General features: G+C 71.9%; 19 protein-coding genes. 4 read left to right on the forward strand and 15 right to left on the reverse strand.

All coding sequences use genetic code 11. The features are described from left to right. Window positions 1-13 precede the first annotated feature (13 nt). The gene (locus ACZ6D7_RS19060) at window positions 14-1,810 is read left to right on the forward strand and encodes a tetratricopeptide repeat protein (RefSeq protein ID WP_469491728.1); all 1,797 of its coding nucleotides are present in this window, start codon (window positions 14-16) and stop codon (window positions 1,808-1,810) included. After that, a complete protein-coding gene (locus ACZ6D7_RS19065; RefSeq protein WP_469491731.1) occupies window positions 1,807-4,647 on the forward strand; it encodes a CHAT domain-containing protein in 2,841 nt (946 codons plus the stop codon). The genes ACZ6D7_RS19060 and ACZ6D7_RS19065 overlap by 4 nt, the downstream gene beginning before the upstream one ends. On the opposite strand, the gene fmt is transcribed toward ACZ6D7_RS19065, so the two are convergent. Further along, window positions 4,644-5,576: a methionyl-tRNA formyltransferase gene (gene fmt / locus ACZ6D7_RS19070; protein WP_469491733.1), complete on the reverse strand. Its 933-nt coding sequence runs from the start codon at window positions 5,574-5,576 to the stop codon at window positions 4,644-4,646. The genes ACZ6D7_RS19065 and fmt overlap by 4 nt on opposite strands. A gap of 267 nt (window positions 5,577-5,843) precedes the next feature. Here fmt and ACZ6D7_RS19075 point away from each other — a divergent pair, with 267 nt between their 5' ends. Then, window positions 5,844-6,377, forward strand: coding sequence for a hypothetical protein (locus ACZ6D7_RS19075; protein WP_469491735.1), 534 nt, complete (start codon window positions 5,844-5,846; stop codon window positions 6,375-6,377). Window positions 6,378-6,445: 68 nt separating this feature from the next. On the opposite strand, the gene ACZ6D7_RS19080 is transcribed toward ACZ6D7_RS19075, so the two are convergent. From ACZ6D7_RS19080 to pyrR, 14 genes are all read right to left on the reverse strand, one after another. Continuing rightward, window positions 6,446-8,599, reverse strand: coding sequence for a primosomal protein N' (locus tag ACZ6D7_RS19080; RefSeq protein WP_469491737.1), 2,154 nt, complete (start codon window positions 8,597-8,599; stop codon window positions 6,446-6,448). Between the two features lie 262 nt (window positions 8,600-8,861). Beyond that, window positions 8,862-10,070: a methionine adenosyltransferase gene (gene metK, locus ACZ6D7_RS19085; protein ID WP_469491739.1), complete on the reverse strand. Its 1,209-nt coding sequence runs from the start codon at window positions 10,068-10,070 to the stop codon at window positions 8,862-8,864. 240 nt (window positions 10,071-10,310) lie between these two features. After that, window positions 10,311-11,513 (reverse strand): bifunctional phosphopantothenoylcysteine decarboxylase/phosphopantothenate--cysteine ligase CoaBC, encoded by a 1,203-nt coding sequence (gene coaBC, locus ACZ6D7_RS19090; RefSeq protein WP_469491741.1) that lies wholly within the window; start codon window positions 11,511-11,513, stop codon window positions 10,311-10,313. Window positions 11,514-11,648: 135 nt separating this feature from the next. Continuing rightward, a complete protein-coding gene (rpoZ, locus tag ACZ6D7_RS19095; protein ID WP_003988945.1) occupies window positions 11,649-11,921 on the reverse strand; it encodes a DNA-directed RNA polymerase subunit omega in 273 nt (90 codons plus the stop codon). Between the two features lie 81 nt (window positions 11,922-12,002). Next, window positions 12,003-12,596 (reverse strand): guanylate kinase, encoded by a 594-nt coding sequence (gene gmk, locus ACZ6D7_RS19100; RefSeq protein ID WP_469491743.1) that lies wholly within the window; start codon window positions 12,594-12,596, stop codon window positions 12,003-12,005. A 60-nt stretch (window positions 12,597-12,656) separates the two neighbouring features. Then, on the reverse strand, window positions 12,657-12,980 hold the full coding sequence (locus ACZ6D7_RS19105) for an integration host factor (RefSeq protein WP_003977346.1): 324 nt from the start codon (window positions 12,978-12,980) through the stop codon (window positions 12,657-12,659). Window positions 12,981-13,259: 279 nt separating this feature from the next. Continuing rightward, a complete protein-coding gene (gene pyrF, locus ACZ6D7_RS19110; RefSeq protein ID WP_469491745.1) occupies window positions 13,260-14,102 on the reverse strand; it encodes an orotidine-5'-phosphate decarboxylase in 843 nt (280 codons plus the stop codon). Next, the gene (locus ACZ6D7_RS19115) at window positions 14,099-15,205 is read right to left on the reverse strand and encodes a quinone-dependent dihydroorotate dehydrogenase (RefSeq protein ID WP_469491747.1); all 1,107 of its coding nucleotides are present in this window, start codon (window positions 15,203-15,205) and stop codon (window positions 14,099-14,101) included. Before ACZ6D7_RS19115 ends, pyrF begins: the two co-directional genes overlap by 4 nt. A gap of 54 nt (window positions 15,206-15,259) precedes the next feature. Continuing rightward, the gene (gene carB, locus ACZ6D7_RS19120) at window positions 15,260-18,568 is read right to left on the reverse strand and encodes a carbamoyl-phosphate synthase large subunit (RefSeq protein WP_469491749.1); all 3,309 of its coding nucleotides are present in this window, start codon (window positions 18,566-18,568) and stop codon (window positions 15,260-15,262) included. Next, window positions 18,561-19,703, reverse strand: a complete 1,143-nt coding sequence (gene carA / locus ACZ6D7_RS19125; RefSeq protein ID WP_469491750.1) for a glutamine-hydrolyzing carbamoyl-phosphate synthase small subunit — start codon at window positions 19,701-19,703, stop codon at window positions 18,561-18,563. The genes carB and carA overlap by 8 nt, the downstream gene beginning before the upstream one ends. Beyond that, window positions 19,700-20,272: a PH-like domain-containing protein gene (locus tag ACZ6D7_RS19130; protein ID WP_469491752.1), complete on the reverse strand. Its 573-nt coding sequence runs from the start codon at window positions 20,270-20,272 to the stop codon at window positions 19,700-19,702. Before ACZ6D7_RS19130 ends, carA begins: the two co-directional genes overlap by 4 nt. Continuing rightward, window positions 20,269-21,555, reverse strand: a complete 1,287-nt coding sequence (locus ACZ6D7_RS19135) for a dihydroorotase (protein WP_469491754.1) — start codon at window positions 21,553-21,555, stop codon at window positions 20,269-20,271. Before ACZ6D7_RS19135 ends, ACZ6D7_RS19130 begins: the two co-directional genes overlap by 4 nt. A 5-nt stretch (window positions 21,556-21,560) precedes the next feature. Then, the gene (locus ACZ6D7_RS19140; RefSeq protein ID WP_469491756.1) at window positions 21,561-22,541 is read right to left on the reverse strand and encodes an aspartate carbamoyltransferase catalytic subunit; all 981 of its coding nucleotides are present in this window, start codon (window positions 22,539-22,541) and stop codon (window positions 21,561-21,563) included. A gap of 100 nt (window positions 22,542-22,641) precedes the next feature. Further along, complete coding sequence (gene pyrR, locus ACZ6D7_RS19145; RefSeq protein WP_469491758.1) at window positions 22,642-23,205, reverse strand: bifunctional pyr operon transcriptional regulator/uracil phosphoribosyltransferase PyrR; 564 nt, start codon at window positions 23,203-23,205, stop codon at window positions 22,642-22,644. A 253-nt stretch (window positions 23,206-23,458) separates the two neighbouring features. On the opposite strand from pyrR, the gene bldD reads away from it, so the two are divergent. Beyond that, complete coding sequence (gene bldD, locus ACZ6D7_RS19150; RefSeq protein WP_030785871.1) at window positions 23,459-23,959, forward strand: transcriptional regulator BldD; 501 nt, start codon at window positions 23,459-23,461, stop codon at window positions 23,957-23,959. The last annotated feature ends 94 nt before the right edge of the window (window positions 23,960-24,053 follow it).

The following is a 24,053-nucleotide window of genomic DNA, read 5'->3' on the forward strand; positions in this document are numbered from 1 at the left end:
ACGGGGGCGTTCGATGCCGGTGGGATTTCGTCGGGTCCGCCTGACCGGGGCGAGCACGGACAGCGCGAAGGTCTACGAGGCCGACCCCCTGGAGTACCTCGCCGCGCGGGTGCTGTCCGCGGCCCCGCCGCTGGTGACCAACGAGGTCGTGACCCTGGCTCTCCAGACGTCCGGGTTCCTGGACGACGAGGACCTGCCGGACGAGTGGCGCGCTCGCTTCCTGCGGGCCATGACCGACCTCTGCCGGGCCGGCCCCGGCCGTGCCCGCCTCAACGCCTTCGGCCTGCTCAGGGCCCTGACGAGCAAGGCGGAACCCGTGCGGGAGGCGATCGCCTCGCTCGAGGCGGACGGCACCTGGGCGGTGTGCGGGGCGGAGTTCGAGGAGCACCGCGCGGCCCTGCCCGCCCCGCCGCAGGACCCGGTGGAGCGCATGGCGTGGACGGCGGCACGGGAGATGCCGAGCCTGTATCTGCCACCTGAGATGTCGGGCGACCGCATGCACACACTCATCGGGCCCGCGGAGTCCGAGCGACGGGACCGGGCCCGGGCCCTCGCCGACGAGGCTCGGGCGGCGGAGGATCGCGACGCGCACCGGGAGGCCGCCGGCCTCTGGGCCGAGGCGGCCCGGCTCCGGCCCGACGACCGGGACGCCCGCCTCAACGGCGCCCTGTGCCTGATCCGGGCCGCCGAGGCCGGCCAGGCGGTCCCGATCCTCGACGCCCTGTGCGAGGAACGTCCGAACGACGCCAAGTACCAGGCGACACGCGGTACGGCCCTGCTGGCGGCCGGCCGGCCCGACGAGGCGCTCGTGGCCCTGGACCGGGCTCTGGAACTCGACCCCGGGCGGCCCTCCGCGCTGCTCAACAAGGCACATGTCCTGGCCGGGCGGGGACAGGAGCTCGAAGCGGAGGCGCTGTTGCGCGCCGGGATCCGCGCGGACGGCTGGAAGATGACGCCCGACATGGTGGAGAACGCCGTCTCCATGCTGGCCCGCCACGCCGCGACGGCGCTGGGCGGCGGCCGCTTCGAGACGGCCGAGGAGCTGACGGCCGCGCTGTGCGCGTTACGCCCCGAGGCCTCGGAGTGGTGGCTGTTGCGTGCGCTGGCCGCCAGGGAACTCGACCGCCCTGCCGAGGCCCAGGAGTACCTCGCCAGGGCGGACAGCGGCGAGGACCGGCTCTCGACCGCGCTGATCCGCGCGGACGTGGCGCTGCGCGACGGTGACGTCCGCACCGCCGTCAGCCGTGCCGACCTCGTCCTGGCCCAGGACCCCGGATCCTCCGGCGCGTTGTTCATCAGGGCGAAGGCCGCCGGTGCCGCGGGCGACCCGGCGGAGGCGGTGACCTACTACGAGCGCTATCTCGCGGTGTGTCCCGACGACGGCCGGACCTGGAACGACCTGGGTGTCTGCTTCCAGCACACCGGCGACGGCCACCGGGCCCTCGCCTGCTTCGAGAAGGCCGTCGACAAGGACCCCGACGACGCCCTCCACTGGGCCAACCTGGCCCTGGCCGCCCTCAACATCGCCGACGAGACCACGGATCCGTCGGTGGTCCTGGGCTACGTCGAACGGGCCTGGCGAATCGCCCCGGAGGCTCCGACCACCCTCCTGGCGCTGGCCGCCCTCCACTTCAACACGGGGCACCTCGCCGAGGCCGAGGAGATCGCGGCCGAACTCCTGCGCCGGGTCCCGGACCACGGACAGGCCCTGGCCCTCCTGGCCGCCTGCCGCTCCGTACGGGCGGCGGCACGGGGCGGCGACGAGGAGGACGAGGGAAGGGAGAGCGAGGGAAGGGAGAGCGAGGGATGAGCCTGGTGAACGCCGCCGCACTGATCTCCGTGCTCGAATCCGGGGCGGCTCCCCTGCCCGAGCGGCTCCGGGCGGCCGCCCGGGCGATCGACGCCCGGATGGCACCGGCCGCGATGAACCGCGTCGTCGCGGTGCTCACCGCTCTCGACGGCACACTGCCGGACCCCGCGGACGCCGCACGGGTCGCCCTGCTGCTGGGTGAGGCCCTGCGAACCACCGGGCAGAAGGAACTCGCCCACGACAGGCTCGCCGGCGCCGTGGCCGGTCTGCGGGGGTTGCCTCCCGATGTGGCGGACATGCTCGTCAGCGCCTTCACCACCTGCGCGCTGTCCCTGGGCCGGGGTGAGGAAGCGCTGCGGCGGCTGCGGGAGGCCGCCGGGGACGGCATCGCCGGGACAGCACGTGAGACGGCCCGTCTCCTCGCCGCGCTGGAGCGGGCCGACGAGGCCATCGCCGTACTGACCCAGGCCGTCGAGACCGGACCGTCGGCCGGCCCGGAACGCGCCGAGCTGTTGCGCCGGCGCGGCATTCTGCGCGAGCGGCTGGGCCAGACCGAGGCCGCGATCGCCGACTTCGCGGCCGCGGACGAGCTGATGCCCGACGACGCGCCGCCGGAACACCGGGCCCTGGCCGCGGCGAGCCTGAGCACGTCGTTGAACGGCATCGGCCGGCACGACGACGCCGCCCGGGCGGCGGACCGGGCGATCGCACTGGCGGAGGCCGGAGGAGCACCGGACGCCCTGGCGGCCGCGCTGACGGCCCGGGCCAACGTGTCCGCCGCCAGTGGCCAGGTCCGCCTCGCCCTGCGCCACTACCACCGGGCCCTGCTGCACCACGCGAGGATCGGCGGGCGTGACCAGGAGGTGGTGCTGCTCAACAACATCGCCCAGTGCTACCTGGAGCTGAAGCAGATCCGGCTGTACGTGAAGTACCTCGGCTGGGCGCTGGACTCCGCCGAGGAACTCGACGAGCGCGAGAGCCGGCCGCTCGCCCTGCTGAACCTGTCGGCCGCCTCGGAGCCCCGGCAGGCCCGGGGGCTCATCACCGAGGCGTGGGGGATCTACGCCCGGGCGGGAGACGAGCAGGGCCAGGCGCTCGCCCTCACGCATCTGGCCGCCGTGCTCGAACGGGAGGGAGAGGGATCCGACGCGCTGCACTTCTTCGGCATGGCGGCGGAGATCGGCGGCAGGATCGGCGACCACCGGATCCTCGCGACCGTCCACGAGTCGATGGGCGATCTGAACACCCGCCTGGGCGACCCGGCCACCGCCTGGGAGCACTACGAGCGGTCCTGGACGGCCCACGAGACCCTGCGCCGGCTGACCCTCGCCGAGTCCGTGCAGCTCGGCATGGTCACCAGCGCCGAGGACTGTGTCACCGGCGCCATGTCCCTGGCCCTCGCGCAGGAGCAGAGCGGCGAGAGCCCCGAGGCGGCCCGGCTGTGGCGGTCACGGCTCTTCGCCGTCCTGGAGAGGAGCCGGGCGCGGGTCCTCGTGGACCGGCTCGGTTCGACCCCCACGGCCTCGGTGGCCCTGCCGCCCGAGGTCCGCGACCGACTCGCCGGCCTGGCCGGGGAGGTGCGCAGACGGCAGACCCTGCTCCAGGCCCACCGCTCGGGCGAGGACTGCGCACCGGATGCGCCGGAGCGCCTGGCCGGGGAACTGCGCCGCGCACGGACCGAGTTCGACGAGTACGAGGCGTTCGCCGCCCAGTCCTACCCCACGTACCGGTCCTTCAGCTCCGTCGAACCCGGCGACGAGTCGGCCCTGGACATCGCGACGGGCGGACGGGTCGCCGTGGTCGAGTACGCGGTCGTCGGCGAGGAGCTGATCAGCCTGGTCCGCCACCGCGGCGAGCTGTCGGTGCACCGCCACGGCGAGCTGGCCGGCACCAGGTCCCTGGACCGCGAACTGGCCGCACTGGGCTGGACCAGCTCGGACACGGAGCGGATCTCCGCGCTCTCCCGCAGCCTGCACACACGGCTGCTGGCGCCGATCGAGGACGCCGGGGCTCTCTCCGGAGCCACCGAACTCGTCGTCGTCCCCACACCCGAGGTGTTCGGGTTCCCCCTGGAGGCGCTGCTGGGCCCGGACGGTCACGCTTTCGAGAAGTACGCCGTCTCGTATCTGCCCTCGCTGTCGGTATCCCACTTCCTGCGCGACCTGCCGGGGACCTACGAACCCGCCCTGGTCATGGCCGACCCCGACCACACCCTGCGGAACGCGCGCGGTGAGGTCGAGGCGATCCGGCGGCAGGTGCGGGACATCGCGGGCGGCGGTCCGCTGATCGGCGCCGCGGCGACGAAGGCGGCGTTCACCGAGTGGGCGTCGACGGCGCGGCTGCTGCACCTGGCCGCGCACACCGACCTCCAGCCGGACACCCCGGCCTTCTCCGGCATCGTCCTCGCGGACGACGGCTCGGACGGCTCGGGGAACCTGGAGGTGCGCGACCTGCTCCAGCTGCGGCTCGAACCGTGCCTGGCCGTGCTCAGCGGCTGCGAGACCGGGCTCGGCTCGGTGTCGGGCACGGACGAGATGATCGGGTTCGTCCGCGCCTTCCTGGCGAGCGGCGCCTGCGGGGTGCTGGCCACCCGCTGGCCGGTCCGCGACCGCCCGACGAGCCTGTTCATGGACGCGTTCTACGAAGGTCTCGTCGACGGCGGCCTGCACCCGCTGGACGCACTCACCGCCGCCCGGAACAGCCTGCGCGAACGGGCCCCGTTCCGCCACCCCGCCTTCTGGGCCCCCTTCACCTACTTCGGCCTGCCACCCGGCTGGGACCGGGGCCCCTCAATGGGAGCGCGTCTCCCGGAGCCCGAGTCCCCCTGGTCTCCCTAGTCCCCCAGCCGCTCGTCGTCGCCGATCCGCACCCCGCGGGCCCAGTCGGCCGCCCGCATCGGCTTCTTGCCCTGGGCCTGGACCCACAGCAGCTCGACGGCGTACGAGCCGGTGCCGACGTGGACGCTGTTCTTGCCGACGGCCGGCACGCCCGGGGCGAGGTCGTCGCGCCCCGGCACGGGCTGCACGTGGATGAGCTTGAGGCGCTCGCCCCGGAAGGTCGTCCAGGCTCCGGGCGCGGGCGTGCAGCCGCGCACCACGCGGTCGACGCGCAGGGCCGGGGCGGCCCAGTCGATGTGCGCGTCCTCGACGGTGATCTTCGGGGCGAGGGTGATGCCCTCGTTCGGCTGCGGCAGCGCCTTCACCGCGCCGTCCTCGATGCCGTCCATGGTCGCGGAGAGCAGACCGGCACCCGCGAAGGCGAGCCGGGTCAGCAGGTCCCCGCTGGTGTCGGTGGGCCGGATCACCTCAGTGACGGTGCCGTAGACCGGGCCGGAGTCGAGCCCCTCCTCGATCAGGAAGGTGGAGGCGCCCGTGATCTCGTCCCCCGCCATGATCGAGTGCTGCACGGGCGCGGCGCCGCGCCAGGCGGGCAGCAGCGAGAAGTGCAGGTTCACCCAGCCCTGGGCGGGGATGTCGAGGGCGACCTTGGGCAGCAGCGCCCCGTAGGCGACGACGGGACAGCAGTCCGGTGCGATCTCCCTCAGCCGCTCCAGGAACTCCGGGTCCCGGGGCCGTACGGGCTTCAGCACCTCGATCCCGGCCTCCTCGGCGCGCTGGGCCACAGGCGAGGCGACCAGCCGCCGCCCGCGTCCGGCCGGCGCGTCGGGCCGCGTGACGACGGCGGCCACCTCGTGCCGCCCGGAGGCGATCAGGGCGTCCAGAGCGGGAACGGCGACCTCGGGGGTACCGGCGAAGACGAGCTTCATGAAGGGACACGGGCCTCTCGGACGGAAACGGACGACGGGCAACGCACAATTTTATGACGACGGACCAGACGGCCGCCGACGGCGGGAAACCCCACGGGAATCGTCCGCTCCCGGCCCGAAGGCCGCACGCCACGCCGCGCACAGCGACCGAGAGGGGGCGTACGCATATGCCCATACGCCCCCACACCGTGACCAGCGGAGCGAACCCGCGTTGGTCAAGAACGAGTTGACTCCCATCTCTTCAACGCCGGTTCGAGAGGCTTGTTCATGGCCGACCATGCAACCCACGACGCCCAGGCCCGGGCCAGCCTGCACTTGCTGGTGCGGGACATCGAGCGGGTCCGCCGGCAGGTGGACGCGCTGCGCACCCTCACCGCCCAACTGGGCAACGTCTACCGTCCCCGCCGCTCCGGCCCCTCCACGGGATTCGTCGTCTACGGACGCGCCCCCGCCCCGACGGTCCGCCTCGCCCAGGAACTGCGGGACAGCGTCGAGACCCTGGTCACCGCGGCGGTGGACTTCGACCGCTCGCTCGGCTTCTCATGGGACGCGGTGGGTTCCGCGCTCGGCGTCACCAAGCAGGCGGTGCACCGCCGCTACGGCGCCCGCCGCGCCCCCGCCCAGGCGGCCACCGAGACCGAGCACACACCGGAGCCGACCACCACCCGGACGGTCAGCGTGAACACGGGCATCCCCACGGTCCCCGCCGCCCGCTCCATGCCGACGCAGCCGACCGCGGGCAGCCCGGCCCTGCGCGAAGAGGCCAGACCGACCGCCGTCCCCGGCCCCCGCAACGGCTGACCCACCTCATTCATCTGCCCTCTCGGCCCCTCCCGAGAGGGCAGTCGCATGCCCGCCCCCGACCCTCCTCACCCGATGTCCGGCGGATCGATCCGCACCCGCACGCCGTCCTCCCCGCCCCGTGCCATCCGGGCCGCCTGCGCCGCCTTCAGGGCGGAGGCCAGCGCCGCTCCCCTCCCCGGCGGCACCCGGATCAGCGCGCGCTCCCAGTGCTCCCCGGGCGGTGGCGCTCCCGGTCGTCTCGGCTGCCCGGCAGGGCTGGACGGCAGCGGGACCGGACCCAGCAGCTCCGCCTCCGGGGGCAGCTCGACCGCCGCCAGGAACGCGGCCACCGCCTCCCCCTTCCCGGACACCGCCGCCATCCGCGAGACCGGCGGGAACCCCAGCTCGGCCCGCTCGGCCAGCTCCCGCACGGCATGCCCGACGGGGTCCCACCGCACCAGCGCCTGCACGGGCCGCAGGGTCGGCTCGGCGACGACGACGACCGTCCCCCCGTCTCCCTGGGGCCGCACCAGCGCGGCGGCCGCGATCCACCGCCGCAACGCGTCCTCCCCGGCCCGCAGGTCGGGCCGGCCGAGCATGGCCCAGCCGTCCAGCAGCAGCGCCGCCGCGTAGCCGCCCTCGGCGACCGGCTCGGCCCCGGGGGTGCTCACCACCAGCGCGGGCGCCCCCGGCACCGTGTCCAGCACATGCTCACGCCCGGACGTCCGCACCGGCACCGCGGGAAACGCCCGCCCCAGCTCCTCGGCGGTCCGTCTGGCGCCCACGATCTGCGCCCGCAGCCGGAACGACCCGCACTCCGGGCAGTGCCAGGCGCTCTCCTCACGCCCGCACCAGCCGCACGCCAGCGCCCCGCCGTCCCGCGCCTCCAGCGGCCCGGCACAGTGCCGGCACCGGGCGGCGGCCCGGCACTGCGCGCACGCCATCCGGGGCACGTACCCGCGCCGTGGCACCTGCACCAGCACCGGCCCCTGCCGCAGCCCCTCCCGGACCGTCTGCCAGGCGAGGGTGGGCAGCCGGGCGGCCCGGGCGGCCTCGTCCCGCGCGAGATCCTGGTCCCCCACGGTCCGCACCAGCGGCGCGGCCCGCCGCACCTGCTCCCGCGCGGCGACCAGCCCCTGCGCCCATCCGCTCTCCACGAGCTGCGCGCCCTCCACGGTGCAGCTCCAGCCGCCCAGCAGGAAGCCGCACCGGTCCTGCGCGGCCCGCAGCAGCAGCACCTCCCGGGCGTGCGGCTGGGGGGCGTGCAGCTCGCTGTGGCTGTCGTCCCCGTCGTCCCACAGCGCGACCAGCCCGAGGTCTCGTACCGGGGCGAACATGGCGGCCCGGGTGCCGACCACCGCCCGTACGCTCCCGCGCCGCACGGCGAGCCACTCCCGGTACCGCTTCTCCGGCCCGGCGTCCGCCGTGAGCAGCGCATGCCGCCCCTCCCCCAGCAGCGCCGTCAGCGCGGCGTCGACCCGCGCGGCGGCCCGCCCGTCCGGTACGACGACCAGCGCGCCGCGCCCGGAGGCGAGCGTCGCGGCGACGGCCCGGGCCAGTTCGTCGCTCCACTCGAGCCCCGGCAGCGCGTTCCACACGGCACGCGGCGCGCCTCCCGACGCCAGGGACTCCAGGAACGCGCTCCCCCGCTCGTACCGCGCCCAGGACCCGGGCCCGGGTGCCTGCGGCGGTGGCAGCGGCGCCGGCGAGGGCTGCTGCTCGGCGCGGGCGTTGCGCGGGGGCACGGCGAGCTGAAGGACGTCCGCCAGGCTTCCCGCGTACCGGTCGGCGACGGCCCGCGCCAGCCCCAGCAGTTCCTCGCCGAGCACGGGCTCGGGCGACACGACCTGGGCGAGCGCCGCGAGCGGTCCGGAGTAGTCGGAGGCGGCGAGCCGCTCGATCAGGAAGCCGTCGATGAGCCCCCCGCCCTCGCGGCGTCCCTCCCGCACCCGGCCGCGCCCGGCGCCGAACCGCACCCGTACCCGCACCCCGGGCTGTGCCTCCGCGTCCAGGTCGGCGGGCACCGCGTAGTCGAAGTACCGGTCGAGATGGAGCACGCCCTTGTCGACGAGCACCCGCGCGACCGGCAGCTCCTCGGCCAGCGCGGCCCCCCGCCAGGTCCGCGGCTTGGCCCGGGGCGCCTTGGCCCGCCGTACGCTCTCCCGGATCAGCGCGAGCTGTTCGGGCGGCGCGCCCTCGCCGGCCGCGCCACCGCCCTCCTGCCCGTTCTCGCTGCTCACTCCTGCATTCATACCAAACGCCACCGACAACGCCCCTCCCCCGCACCCCGCTTCCCCTCCCGCCCCGAGCGGCTACTTCAATGAGTCCCCGACCGCTCGAAACGTTGCCCGCCCGCCGCCCCGATCACCCCGATCACCCCGTTGCCCCGATCGCCCCGCTGGACCGAGGCGGACCGGCAGCCACCCGCCGAACCGTGCCGGGCGAACGCCGAGGCCCGGCCTCCCCTCGGGAAGCCGGGCCCCATACGTGAACCGTGCGGAGTTACAGGCCCGCGGCCTTGCGCAGCGCCTCCACGCGGTCCGTGCGCTCCCACGTGAAGTCGGGCAGCTCACGGCCGAAGTGGCCGTACGCGGCGGTCTGGGCGTAGATCGGGCGCAGCAGGTCGAGGTCGCGGATGATCGCGGCCGGACGCAGGTCGAAGACCTCGTCGATGGCCTTCTCGATCTTGTCGACGTCGACCTTGTGGGTTCCGAAGGTCTCGACGAAGAGACCGACCGGCTCGGCCTTGCCGATCGCGTACGCGACCTGGACCTCGCAACGGGACGCCAGACCCGCGGCGACCACGTTCTTGGCGACCCAGCGCATGGCGTAGGCGGCCGAGCGGTCCACCTTGGACGGGTCCTTGCCGGAGAAGGCACCGCCGCCGTGGCGGGCGAAGCCGCCGTAGGTGTCGATGATGATCTTGCGGCCGGTGAGGCCGGCGTCGCCCATCGGGCCGCCGATCTCGAAGCGCCCGGTCGGGTTGACCAGCAGGCGGTAGTTCTCGGTGTCGATCTTGATGCCGTCGTCCAGGAGGGCCTTCAGCTCCGGCTCCACGACGAACTCGCGGATGTCGGGGGCGAGCAGCGACTCGAGGTCGATGTCGGAGGCGTGCTGCGAGGAGACGACGACCGTGTCGAGGCGGACGGCCTTGTCGCCGTCGTACTCGATGGTGACCTGGGTCTTGCCGTCGGGGCGCAGGTAGGGGATGGTCCCGTTCTTGCGGACGTCCGACAGGCGCTTGGACAGGCGGTGCGCCAGGAAGATCGGCAGCGGCATCAGGGTCGGCGTCTCGTCGGAGGCGTAGCCGAACATCAGACCCTGGTCACCGGCACCCTGGCGGTCCAGCTCGTCCTCGTCGCCCTCGACCCGGGACTCGTACGCCGTGTCGACGCCCTGCGCGATGTCGGGGGACTGGGCACCGATGGACACCGAGACACCGCAGGAGGCGCCGTCGAAGCCCTTCTTGGAGGAGTCGTAGCCGATCTCGAGGATCTTGTCGCGCACGAGCTGCGGGATCGGCGCGTAGGCCTTGGTGGTGACCTCTCCGGCCACGTGCACCAGGCCGGTCGTGATCAGCGTCTCGACGGCGACCCGAGAGGTCGGGTCCTCGCGCAGAAGCGCGTCGAGAATGGTGTCGCTGATCTGGTCAGCGATCTTGTCGGGGTGACCCTCGGTCACGGACTCCGAAGTGAACAGGCGACGGGACACAACGCTCCCTGTGGTTGCAGCGGCTGCTGGCTGATCATGGGCGGACGGGACGGGGGCTGCGCCCGGCGTCGTCCGAGAAACAGTTTATCGGTCGCGCTCGACCACCGGCCCACCTGTCTCGCCTCTCGGGAGCGCTGTGACCTGCGGCACGGGCATTCTGCCCAATGCTGGGCACCCTTGGCCAGAGTCGCCACGCCCGAATCGAGCACGGGACAGGGGAACGGCGAAGCGATCAAACAGTCAGGCCAGTCGTGGCGTCACCAGGTCCCACACGATTTCGGCCAGGGCTTCCTTGGGTCCGTGGGGCACCGGGGTCTCGCTGCCGTCGGCACCCAGGACGACCGCTTCGTTCTCCTCGGAACCGAACGTCCTGCGTTCCCCCACCTCGTTCACGACCAGCAGATCACAGCCCTTTCGGCGCAGCTTCGCCCGGCCGTTGGCCAGCACGTCGTCGGTCTCGGCGGCAAAGCCGACGACCACCTGCCCGGGGTGGGCACGGTCGGCGGAGATCTCCGCGAGGATGTCCGGATTCCGTACGAGGACGATCGGGTCGGGGTCCTGGCCGTCCTTCTTCTTGATCTTCCCTGTGGCGTAGGTCTCGGGGCGGAAGTCGGCCACGGCGGCCGCCATCACGACCGCGTCCGCGTCGGCGGCGGCCTTGAGGACCTCCTCACGCAGCTGCACGGCCGTGCCGACCGGGACGACGTCGACGCCCGCCGGGTCGGGCAGGCCGGTGTTCGCCGCGATCAGCGTGACCCGGGCGCCCCGGGCGGCGGCGGTGCGGGCGAGGGCGTAGCCCTGCTTGCCGGAGGAGCGGTTGCCGAGGAAGCGGACCGGGTCGAGGGGCTCACGGGTGCCGCCGGCGCTGACCACGACGTGCCGGCCGGTGAGGTCGGGTTCGCGCACGCCCCTGGCCAGGACGCGCCGGCAGATCTCGAAGATCTCGGCGGGGTCGGGCAGCCGGCCCTTGCCGGTGTCGACGCCGGTGAGGCGGCCGACGGCCGGATCGATGACGACGGCGCCGCGGCGGCGGAGCGTCGCCACGTTCTCCTGCGTGGCCGGGTGCTCCCACATCTCGGTGTGCATGGCGGGGGCGAAGACGACCGGGCAGCGGGCCGTGAGCAGGGTGTTGGTGAGGAGGTCGTCGGCGAGGCCGTGGGCGGCCTTGGCGAGCATGTCGGCGGTGGCCGGGGCGACGACCACCAGGTCGGCGTGCTGGCCGATGCGGACGTGCGGCACCTCGTGGACGTCGTCCCAGACCTCGGTGGAGACGGGGTGGCCGGAGAGCGCGGACCAGGTGGCGGCGCCCACGAAGTGCAGCGCGGAGGCGGTGGGGACCACCCGCACGTCATGGCCGGACTCGGTCAGTCTGCGCAGCAGCTCACAGGCCTTGTAGGCGGCGATGCCACCGCTGACCCCCAGCACGACCTTCGGCTTGTCCACCGGTCTCTCCCCGGGCTCGGAAACGTACGCCATCCATGACACACCACAGGCCCGGCAGTCGCGCTGCCGGGCCTGTGGAAAAGTCAGCTGCAAGCTGAAAATGCTACTGCTGACGGTACTACTGCCGCGTCGGTGCTACTGCGCGGGACCCTCGACGGCCTCGGACGTCAGCAGACCCGCGTTGATCTCGCGGAGGGCGATCGAGAGCGGCTTCTCGTGGACGTGCGTGTCGACGAGCGGACCGACGTACTCGAGGAGGCCCTCGCCGAGCTGCGAGTAGTACGCGTTGATCTGGCGGGCCCGCTTGGCCGCGTAGATCACGAGGCTGTACTTCGAGTCGGTGGCCTCGAGGAGCTCGTCGATCGGCGGGTTGATGATGCCCTCGGGCGCGGAGATGGAAGAGGACACGCTCTACCTTCCGATGGATGGGAAAGAAATGGTCGTGATCACACGGTGCTGATCACACGGTGCTGATCACATGGGCCGTGATCACACAACATCCATCAAGGCTAGCAGCTCGCGCGCCACATCCTCGACGGAGGTGTTGACCAGGGTCACGTCGAACTCCGGCTCGGCCGCGAGTTCGATCTTCGCCGCCTCCAGGCGGCGCTCGATCACCTCGGGCGGCTCGGTGCCCCGCCCGGTGAGTCTGCGCACCAGTTCCTCCCAGGAGGGAGGAGCCAGGAACACCAGCTGGGCCTCGGGCATGGACTCACGGACCTGCCGGGCACCCTGGAGGTCGATCTCCAGGAGAACGGGTTCGCCCTTCTCCAGGCGCTCCAGCACAGCGGCCCGCGGAGTGCCGTAGCGGTTGCCGGCGAACTCGGCCCACTCCAGCAGCTCACCGTTGGCGATCAGTTTGTCCATCTCGTCGTCGGTGACGAAGAAGTAGTGGACCCCGTGCTGCTCGCCGGGGCGCGGCCTACGGGTCGTCGCCGACACCGAGAGCCAGACCTCGGGGTGTTCCTTGCGCATATGGGCGACGACCGTGCTCTTGCCGACCCCTGAGGGGCCGGAGAGCACGGTCAGCCGCGGACGTACGTCCGGGGGCTCGGGGGTCGTCCCCCGGAATGTTGCAGCCATGCAGCGATTATTCCAGCAATCCCGGAGTGCCCGGGACTCCCTTCCCGGCAGTGCCCGGGATCAGGAGCCGGTGCTGCCGAACTCACGCTCCAGGGAGGCGATCTGGTTGGACCCGAGGCCGCGTACGCGGCGGCTCTCGGAGATGCCGAGTCGCTCCATGATCTGCTTGGCGCGGACCTTGCCCACGCCCGGCAGGGACTCGAGCAGGGCGGAGACCTTCATCTTGCCGATGACGTCGTTCTCCTGGCCCTGCTTGATGACCTCGTGCAGGGAGGCGCCGGAGTGCTTGAGTCGATTCTTGACCTCGGCCCGCTCCCGGCGAGCCGCGGCGGCCTTTTCGAGCGCGGCTGCGCGCTGTTCGGGGGTAAGGGGCGGAAGAGCCACGCCTACGTCACCTCGGATGTCGAACTGTCGGATACGGACCGGTGAGGAACCTAGTCGCCCCACACCTAAGGAGCTACGAGCAACACGCTCTGCCCGTTCACTCTGCTCGGAGACTAGCGGCCAACTCCGCCGGAGTCAGCGAGAACAGCGGAAAAGTCCTGGTCAGCCTCTGTCAGGACAGGATATTCCAGACATATTGCCCCGGATTTGAGGATGTATCCAGCCTCAAATCGACCGCGGGACACTCATCGGAGGTTTGAAAAGGCCCCGGACCGGCTCTCAGGCGGACGTCACCGTGACGCGGATCTCATCGGCGAAGCGCTCCGCCGCGTCACGTAGCGCGACCACATCGGGACCGTGGCGCAACACACCCCGGCTGACGTTCGGCACCACGTTGCGCAGCGCGGCCCCGAAGACCCGCGGAAGGTCCGCCGGCGTCGCCCCCTGCGCGCCCACGCCGGGCGCGAGGAGCGGGCCGTTGATGGCGAGGTCGTACGACGAGAGATCGCCGAGGGTGGCGCCCACGACGGCACCGAAGGAGCCCAGGGGCTCCTCCCCCGCGTTCTCCGCGGCCAGGTGCGCCAGCATGGTCGCGCCGACGTCCCGGCCGTCCGCGCGCACCGCGTGCTGGACCTCGCCGCCCTCCGGGTTGGAGGTCAGCGCCAGCACGAACAGACCGGCGCCGTTCTCCCGGGCGAGTGCCACGGCCGGGCTCAGCGAGCCGTAGCCGAGGTACGGCGAGACCGTGAGGGCGTCGGAGAACAGCGGCGCGTCCTTGTGCAGGAAGGACTCGGCGTAGGCCGCCATGGTCGAGCCGATGTCGCCGCGCTTGGCGTCCATGACCACCAGGGCACCGGCGGCCCGCGCCTCCTGGACCGACGTCTCCAGCACGGCGACCCCGCGCGAGCCGAACCGCTCGAAGAAGGCGCTCTGCGGCTTCAGTACGGCGACCCGGTCGGCCATCGCCTCGACGACCGTGCGGCTGAACCGCTCCAGGCCCGCCACGTTGTCGTTCAGGCCCCATTCGAGAAGCAGGGAGGCGTGCGGGTCGATCCCGACGCAGAGCGGGCCGCGCTCGTCCATCGCCCGGCGCAGGCGCGTGCCGAAGGCTTCCAGGGTCATGCCGTCTTCCTCACGTCGGCGCCGACCGCGTCGGCGAGGGTGGCGTACGGGCTCGTGCGCAGCCGGGCGGCGAGGCCCTTGTGGAGGGCGCGGCTCCAGAAGGGGCCCTCGTAGATGAAGGCGCTGTACCCCTGGACCAGCGTGGCACCGGCCAGGATCCGCTGCCAGGCGTCCTCGGCGTCCTCGATGCCGCCGACGCCGACCAGGGTGATCCGGTCGCCCACGCGCGCGTAGAGGCGGCGCAGCACCTCCAGGGAGCGGGCCTTGAGCGGCGCGCCGGACAGTCCGCCGATCTCCTGCACCAGGGCGGGGTCGGACGTCAGACCGAGGCCCTCGCGCGCGATGGTGGTGTTCGTGGCGATGATCCCGTCCAGGCCCAGTTCGACGGCCAGGTCGGCGACCGCGTCCACGTCCTCGTCGGCAAGGTCCGGGGCGATCTTCACCAGCAGCGGGACGTGCCGCGAGCGCACCGTGCGGTCGGCGGCCTCGCGGACGGCGCTCAGCAGCGGGCGCAGCGCCTCCGTGGCCTGGAGGTTGCGCAGGCCCGGGGTGTTCGGCGAGGAGACGTTCACGACCAGGTAGTCGGCGTACGGGGCGAGCCGCTCGGTCGACGTCACGTAGTCGCCGACGGCCTCCGCCTCCGGCACGACCTTGGTCTTGCCGATGTTGACGCCGACGACCGTCCGGAAGACCGGCGTACGGGAGGCCAGGCGCGCGGCGACGGCCAGCGAGCCCTCGTTGTTGAAGCCCATGCGGTTGATCAGCGCCCGGTCCCCCACGAGCCGGAACAGCCGCTTCTTGGCGTTGCCCGGCTGCGGCTCGCCGGTGACCGTGCCGATCTCGACATGGTCGAAGCCGAGCATCGACATGCCGTCGATCGCGACGGCGTTCTTGTCGAAGCCGGCGGCGAGCCCGAAGGGGCCGTGCATCCGCAGCCCGAAGGCCTCGGTGCGCAGTTCCTTGTGGCGGGGGGCGAGGGCGGCCGCGACGAAGGTGCGCAGGCCCGGGACGCGGGCGACCCGGCGGATCCAGCGGAAGGCCAGGTAGTGCGCCTGCTCGGGGTCCATCCGGGTGAAGACCAGACGGAAGAAAAGCTTGTACATCACTGTGTCCTCATGAAGAGGGGGACACCGTTTCCGGTGTCCCCCTCAGGGCTGCTAGTCGCGGGCCGCGGTCAGGTGTTCCGCGTGTTCCTGGAGCGAGCGGACGCCCACGTCACCGTGGTTGAGGGCGTCGATGCCCTGGACGGCCGCGGCGAGGGCCTGGACCGTCGTCAGGCAGGGCACGGACCGCGCCACGGCGGCCGTACGGATGTCGTAGCCGTCGAGGCGGCCGCCGGTGCCGTACGGGGTGTTGACGATGAGGTCGACCTCGCCGTCGTGGATGAGCTGGACGATGGTCTTCTCGCCGTTCGGGCCCACGCCCTCGGACTGCTTGCGCACGACCGTGGCGTTGATGCCGTTGCGCCTGAGGACCTCGGCCGTGCCGGAGGTGGCGAGCAGCTCGAAGCCGTGGGCGACCAGCTCGCGCGCCGGGAAGATCATCGAGCGCTTGTCCCGGTTGGCGACCGAGATGAACGCCCGTCCCTTGGTCGGCAGCGGCCCGTACGCGCCCGCCTGCGACTTGGCGTACGCCGTGCCGAAGACCGAGTCGATGCCCATGACCTCGCCGGTGGAGCGCATCTCCGGGCCGAGGATGGTGTCCACACCGCGCCCGGAGGTGTCACGGAAGCGGCTCCACGGCATCACGGCCTCCTTGACGGAGATCGGCGCGTCCAGCGGCAGTTCGCCGCCGTCGCCGGTGGCCGGAAGCAGCCCCTCGGCGCGCAGCTCGGCGATGCTCGCGCCCAGCGAGATCCGGGCGGCGGCCTTGGCCAGCGGCACCGCGGTCGCCTTCGAGGTGAAGGGGACCGTACGGGACGCGCGCGGGTTGGCCTCCAGCACGTAGAGGATGTCGCCGGCCATCGCGAACTGGATGTTGATCAGGCCGCGGACGCCGACGCCCTTCGCGATGGCCTCGGTGGAGGCCCGCAGGCGCTTGATGTCGAAGCCGCCCAGGGTGATCGGGGGCAGGGCGCAGGCCGAGTCGCCGGAGTGGATACCGGCCTCCTCGATGTGCTCCATGACCCCGCCGAGGTAGAGCTCCGTGCCGTCGTAGAGCGCGTCGACGTCGATCTCGATCGCGTCGTCCAGGAAGCGGTCGACGAGGACCGGCCGGGTGGGGCTGATCTCGGTCGACTCGGCGATGTAGGAGGACAGCCGCGCCTCGTCGTAGACGATCTCCATGCCGCGGCCGCCGAGGACGTACGACGGCCGGACGAGGACCGGGTAGCCGATCTCGTCCGCGATGGACTTGGCCTCGGCGAAGGTGGTGGCCGTGCCGTGCTTCGGGGCCGGCAGGCCCGCCTCGGCGAGCACGCGTCCGAAGGCGCCCCGGTCCTCGGCCGCGTGGATCGCCTCGGGCGGGGTGCCGACGATCGGCACGCCGTTGTCCTTCAGCGCCTGCGCCAGGCCCAGCGGGGTCTGGCCGCCGAGCTGGACGACGACACCGGCGATCGGCCCGGCCTGTGCCTCCGCGTGGACGATCTCCAGCACGTCCTCGAGCGTCAGCGGCTCGAAGTACAGACGGTCGGAGGTGTCGTAGTCGGTGGAGACGGTCTCCGGGTTGCAGTTGACCATCACCGTCTCGTACCCGGCGTCGGAGAGCGCGAAGGACGCGTGCACGCAGGAGTAGTCGAACTCGATGCCCTGGCCGATACGGTTCGGGCCCGAGCCCAGGATGATCACCGCGGGCTTCTCGCGCGGCGCGACCTCGCTCTCCTCGTCGTAGGAGGAGTAGAAGTACGGGGTCTTCGCGGCGAACTCGGCGGCGCAGGTGTCGACCGTCTTGTAGACGGGGCGCACGCCCAGCGCGTGCCGGACCTCGCGCACGACGTCCTCGCGCAGCCCGCGGAGCTCGCCGATCTGCTGGTCGGAGAAGCCGTGTCGCTTCGCCTCGGCCAGCAGGTCGGAGGTCAGCTCGGAGGCCATCGCCAGTTCGTCCGCGATCTCCTTGATCAGGAAGAGCTGGTCGACGAACCAGGGGTCGATCTTCGTGTACTCGAAGATCTCCTCCGGCGTGGCACCCGCGCGGATGGCCTGCATGACGGTGTTGATCCGGCCGTCGGTGGGGCGCACGGCCTGCGCGAGCAGCTCGGCCTTGTCGCCGGGCTCGCCGACGAACGTGAACTGGCTGCCCTTCTTCTCCAGCGAGCGCAGCGCCTTCTGGAAGGCCTCGGTGAAGTTCCGGCCGATGGCCATGGCCTCGCCGACCGACTTCATGGTGGTCGTGAGGGTGGAGTCGGCGGAGGGGAACTTCTCGAAGGCGAAGCGCGGGGCCTTCACGACCACGTAGTCGAGCGTCGGCTCGAAGGAGGCCGGGGTCTCCCGCGTGATGTCGTTCGGGATCTCGTCGAGGGTGTAGCCGACGGCGAGCTTGGCCGCGATCTTGGCGATCGGGAAGCCGGTCGCCTTGGAGGCGAGCGCCGAGGACCGCGACACGCGCGGGTTCATCTCGATCACGATGACGCGGCCGTCGTCCGGGTTCACCGCGAACTGGATGTTGCAGCCGCCGGTGTCCACGCCGACCTCGCGGATCACCGCGATGCCGATGTCCCGCAGGATCTGGTACTCGCGGTCGGTCAGCGTCATCGCGGGGGCGACGGTGATCGAGTCGCCGGTGTGCACGCCCATGGGGTCGAAGTTCTCGATGGAGCAGACGACCACGACGTTGTCGTGCTTGTCGCGCATCAGCTCCAGCTCGTACTCCTTCCAGCCGAGGATGGACTCCTCCAGGAGCACCTCGGTGGTCGGGGAGAGCGTGAGGCCCTGGCCGGCGATGCGGCGCAACTCCTCCTCGTCGTGCGCGAAGCCGGAGCCGGCGCCGCCCATGGTGAAGGAGGGGCGGACGACGACCGGGTAGCCGCCCAGCTCGTCGACGCCCGCGAGGACCTCGTCCATGGTGTGGCAGATGACCGAGCGGGCCGACTCGCCGTGCCCGATCTTGCGGCGGACCTCCTCCACGACCTCCTTGAACAGGTCGCGGTCCTCGCCCTTGTTGATGGCCTCGACATTGGCGCCGATCAGTTCGACGCCGTACTTCTCCAGGACGCCGTTCTCGGCGAGGGAGATGGCCGTGTTGAGGGCCGTCTGGCCGCCCAGGGTGGGCAGCAGGGTGTCGGGGCGCTCCTTGGCGATGATCTTCTCGACGAACTCGGGGGTGATCGGCTCGACGTAGGTGGCGTCGGCGATCTCCGGGTCGGTCATGATCGTCGCCGGGTTGGAGTTGACGAGGATGACCCGCAGGCCCTCGGCGCGCAGGATGCGGCACGCCTGGGTGCCGGAGTAGTCGAACTCGGCGGCCTGGCCGATGACGATCGGGCCGGAGCCGATGACCAGGACGGACTGGATATCGGTGCGCTTAGGCACGCTGGCCCTCCATCAGGGATACGAAGCGGTCGAACAGGTAGGCGGCGTCGTGCGGGCCGGCTGCCGCTTCGGGGTGGTACTGGACGGAGAAGCCCGGCTGGTCGAGCAGCTGGAGCCCCTCCACGACGTCGTCGTTCAGGCAGACGTGGGACACCTGGGCGCGGCCGAACGGCGTCTCGCTGACCTTGTCGAGCGGCGCGTCCACGGCGAAGCCGTGGTTGTGCGCGGTGACCTCGACCTTGCCGGTCGTACGGTCCTGGACCGGCTGGTTGATGCCCCGGTGGCCGTACTTCAGCTTGTAGGTGCCGAAGCCGAGGGCGCGGCCGAGGATCTGGTTGCCGAAGCAGATGCCGAACAGCGGCGTCCGGCGCTCCAGGACGGCGGTCATCAGCGCGACGGGGCCGTCGGCGGTGGCCGGGTCGCCGGGGCCGTTGGAGAAGAACACGCCGTCGGGGTTCACGGCGTAGACGTCGTCGGCCGTGGCCGTCGCGGGCAGCACATGCACCTCGATGCCGCGCTCGGCCATGCGGTGTGGGGTCATACCCTTGATGCCGAGGTCGACGGCGGCGACGGTGAACTTCTTCTCGCCGATCGCCGGGACGACGTAGGCCTCCTTGGTGGCGACCTCCTCGTACAGGCTCAGGCCCTTCATGTGGGGCTGGGTCTGCACGCGCGCGAGGAGTTCGGTCTCGGAGCCGAGGGCCTCGCCGGAGAAGATGCCGGCGCGCATCGAGCCGCGTTCGCGCAGGTGGCGGGTGAGGGCGCGGGTGTCGATGCCGGAGATGCCGACCACGTTCTGCGCCACCAGCTCGTCGTCCAGTGACCGCTTGGCGCGCCAGTTGGACGGCACGCGCGCGGGGTCGCGCACGACGTAGCCGGAGACCCAGATGCGGCCGGACTCGTCGTCCTCGTCGTTCCAGCCCGTGTTGCCGATCTGCGGGGCGGTGGCGACGACGATCTGGCGGTCGTACGACGGGTCGGTCAGGGTCTCCTGGTAGCCGGTCATGCCGGTGGAGAACACCGCTTCGCCGAAGGTCTCCCCCACGGCCCCGTAGGCGCGGCCGCGGAAGATCCGGCCGTCCTCCAGGACGAGTACGGCGGGAACCTTGGCGGCTCCCCTGGTGGAGGTGGTCATCGTGCGCCTTCCGTCGTGTGCGTCTTGTCGATCATGGAGTTGATGGCGGTGACCCATGCGGTGTGCTCCGCCGCGTGGTCGGAGCGGAAGCCTGAGTCGATCAGCTTGTCGCCGTGCGCCCAGGTCACCAGGAGCAGTCCGCCCTCGGTGAGGACCTTGCCCGCGATGCCCTTGCCGAGCAGGGCCTCGCGCAGCGCGGCGGCGGGGATGAAGAAGTCGGTCGCGCCGGGGCGTACGACGTCCAGGCCCGCGTCCGTGAGCGTCAGCTCGACGCGGCTGCGGGTGCCCAGGCCGTGCGCCACGATGCGGTCGAGCCACTGCCCTGCCGTGGTGGAGCCGTGGTAGCGGCCGCTCATGCTCAGTTTCGCCGGGCCGGTCTCTTCCGGCGCGGTGGGCAGCTCGGGAACGTCCCCCTGGAGCGTGCCGCGCCACTTCCAGCCCTCGCGCATCAGCCAGTAGACGAGCGCGATGAACAGCAGCAGGCCGACGACCCAGCCGGCCCGCGCGGCCCAGTCGGTCACTTCGGCCGATTTCTTCTCGGCCGCCAGCAGGAGTGCAGCAGATGTCACGTGAGCTTCCCGTCGACGAGCGTGGCCTTGCCCCGGAGCCACGTGTGCGTCACACGGCCCGGCAGCTCACGCCCCTCGTACGGGGTGTTCCGGCTGCGCGAGGCGAAGCCCGCGGGGTCCACGGACCCACGGTATGCCGTGTCGACGAGCGTGAGGTTGGCGGGCTCACCAGCCGAGACGGGACGCCCGTGTCCCGTCGCCCGGCCGATCTCGGCGGGCTTGAAGGACATGCGCGCGGCGACCCCGGCCCAGTCCAGCAGGCCCGTCTCCACCATCGTCTCCTGGACCACTGACAACGCGGTCTCCAGGCCGACCATGCCCATGGCGGCCGCGGCCCACTCGCAGTCCTTGTCCTCGTGCGGGTGCGGGGCGTGGTCGGTGGCGACGATGTCGATCGTGCCGTCGGCGAGCGCCTCGCGCAGGGCCATGACGTCGCGCTCGGTGCGCAGCGGCGGGTTGACCTTGTAGACCGGGTTGTAGGTGCGCACCAGCTCGTCGGTGAGGAGCAGGTGGTGCGGGGTGACCTCGGCGGTGACGTCGATCCCACGGGACTTGGCCCAGCGGACGATCTCGACCGAGCCGGCGGTGGAGAGGTGGCAGATGTGGACGCGGGAGCCGACGTGCTCGGCGAGCAGGACGTCCCGGGCGATGATCGATTCCTCGGCCACCGCGGGCCAGCCGCCGAGGCCCAGCTGGGCGGAGACGACGCCCTCGTTCATCTGGGCGCCCTCGGTCAGCCGGGGCTCCTGGGCGTGCTGGGCGACGACCCCGCCGAAGGCCTTCACGTACTCCAGCGCGCGCCGCATGATCACGGCGTCGTCGACGCACTTGCCGTCGTCGGAGAAGACGGTGACCCCGGCGGCCGACTCGTGCATGGCGCCCAGCTCGGCGAGCTTGCGGCCCTCCAGGCCGACGGTGACGGCGCCGATCGGCTGCACGTCGCAGTAGCCGTGCTCCCGACCGAGCCGGTAGACCTGCTCGACGACGCCGGCCGTGTCGGCGACCGGGAAGGTGTTGGCCATGGCGAAGACGGCCGTGTAGCCGCCGGAGGCCGCCGCGCGGGTACCGGTCAGCACGGTCTCGGAGTCCTCGCGGCCCGGCTCGCGCAGATGGGTGTGCAGGTCGACCAGGCCGGGCAGCAGCACCTTGCCGGCGGCCTCGACGACCTCGGCGCCGTCCGCCGCCAGAGCGGGCCCGACGGCCTCGATGACCGCACCGTCGATCAGGACGTCCTGCGGCTCGCCGCCGAGCACCTTCGCACCACGGATCAGGATCTTGCTCATCGTTCTTACTTCTCCTCGGTGGTGCGGGCGTGGGTGACGGCGGGCTCGTTGCCGCCCAGCAGCAGGTAGAGGACGGCCATCCGGATGGACACGCCGTTGGCGACCTGCTCGACGACGGTGCAGCGGTCGGAGTCGGCGACCTCGGCGGTGATCTCCATGCCCCGGACCATCGGGCCGGGGTGCATCACGATGGCGTGCTCGGGCATCCGCGCCATCCGCTCGCCGTCGAGGCCGTAGCGCCGGGAGTACTCGCGCTCGGTGGGGAAGAAGGCGGCGTTCATCCGCTCGCGCTGGACGCGCAGCATCATCACGGCGTCGGTCTTCGGCAGGGTGCTGTCGAGGTCGTACGACACCTCGCAGGGCCAGTGCTCGACGCCGACCGGCACCAGGGTGGGCGGGGCGACGAGGGTGACCTCGGCGCCAAGGGTGTGCAGCAGGTCGACGTTGGAGCGGGCGACCCGGCTGTGCAGGACGTCACCGACGAGCGTGACGCGCTTGCCGGAGAGGTCGTGCCCGATCCCGGCGTCCCGGCCGATCAGCCGGCGGCGCATGGTGAAGGCGTCCAGCAGGGCCTGCGTGGGGTGCTGGTGGGTGCCGTCACCGGCGTTGATGACGACCGCGTCGATCCAGCCGGAGGTGGCCAGGCGGTAGGGGGCCCCGGAGGCGCCGTGCCGGATGACGACGGCGTCGACGCCCATGGCCTCCAGCGTCTGGGCGGTGTCCTTCAGGGACTCGCCCTTGGACACGCTCGATCCCTTGGCCGTGAAGTTGATGACGTCCGCGGAGAGGCGCTTCTCGGCGGCCTCGAAGGAGATCCGGGTCCGGGTGGAGTCCTCGAAGAAGAGGTTGACGACCGTGCGGCCGCGCAGGGTCGGCAGTTTCTTGATGGGCCGGTCGGCGACCCGGGCCATCTCCTCGGCGGTGTCGAGGATCAGGACGGCGTCGTCGCGGGTGAGGTCGGCGGCCGAGATGAGATGACGCTGCATCTGTCAGGCTCCGTAAGGCAGTTCGAGAATTCGGGAGATTCCGGGCACGCAGGGGCACGGGAAGGCGACGTACGGCCCGACGGGGCCGCACGCGCGCGTGCTACTGCTGGGCGGTCGGCTTCGCACCGAGCAGAACGGTGTCGCGACCGTCCTCCTCGGCGAGCTGGACCTTGACCGTCTCCCGCAACGACGTGGGGAGGTTCTTGCCGACGTAGTCGGCGCGGATGGGCAGTTCCCGGTGGCCGCGGTCGACGAGGACCGCGAGCTGCACCGCGCGCGGGCGCCCGATGTCGTTCAGACCGTCGAGGGCGGCGCGGATGGTGCGGCCGGAGAAGAGCACGTCGTCGACGAGGACGACCAGGCGGCCGTCGATGCCGTCACCGGGGATCTCGGTGCGGGCCAGCGCACGCGGCGGGTGCATGCGCAGGTCGTCTCGGTACATGGTGATGTCGAGGGAGCCGACCGGGATCTTGCGGTCGGTGATCTGCTCGAGCTTGGCGGCGAGCCGCTGGGCGAGGAACACGCCCCGGGTCGGGATGCCGAGGAGCACCACGTCGTCGGCGCCCTTGGCGCGCTCGACGATCTCGTGGGCGATGCGGGTCAGTACCCGCGCGATGTCGGGGCCTTCGAGTACGGGCCGCGCATCGGACGCTTGAGTGTCCATACGAAGAGGACCTCCTTCTCCGCCTCACGGGACGGACCTTAAAGGACGTCGGGTTTGCGCCATCCACGGTAGCAGGCCGGGACGACACCCCTGATCACCCCCTTGGAGTAATCAGCCATCGATACCACGGAAGAGTCGGTGTGGACCATTCGGCTTGACGCAGAAGAATCACGCTGCGTAACCTCACAATGAGTTACCAGCCGCGCGGCATGGAACCAAAGCCAGCAGCGTCGACCCAGTGCCGGGGAGCTATATGTCCAGCGAATACGCCAAACAGCTCGGGGCCAAGCTCCGGGCCATCCGCACCCAGCAGGGCCTTTCCCTCCACGGTGTCGAGGAGAAGTCCCAGGGACGCTGGAAGGCGGTCGTGGTCGGTTCGTACGAGCGCGGCGACCGCGCCGTGACCGTGCAGCGCCTTGCCGAACTGGCCGATTTCTACGGCGTTCCGGTGCAGGAGCTGCTGCCGGGCACCACCCCGGGCGGCGCCGCCGAGCCCCCGCCGAAGCTGGTCCTGGACCTGGAGCGACTGGCCCACGTGCCGGTCGAGAAGGCGGGTCCCCTCCAGCGCTACGCGGCGACGATCCAGTCCCAGCGCGGCGACTACAACGGCAAGGTGCTCTCGATCCGCCAGGACGACCTGCGCACCCTCGCCGTCATCTACGACCAGTCGCCCTCGGTCCTCACCGAGCAGCTGATCAGCTGGGGTGTGCTGGACGCGGACGCGCGTCGCGCGGTGTCCCACGAGGAGAACTGAGCGCCGTAGCGTCTCAGCAGAAACGTGGGGGGGGGGGGGGGGGGGGGGGGGGGGGGGGGGGGGGGGGGGACGGGCCCCCCCCCTTTCCTGGGGC

It is taken from the genome of Streptomyces sp. NPDC041784 (assembly GCF_055591025.1).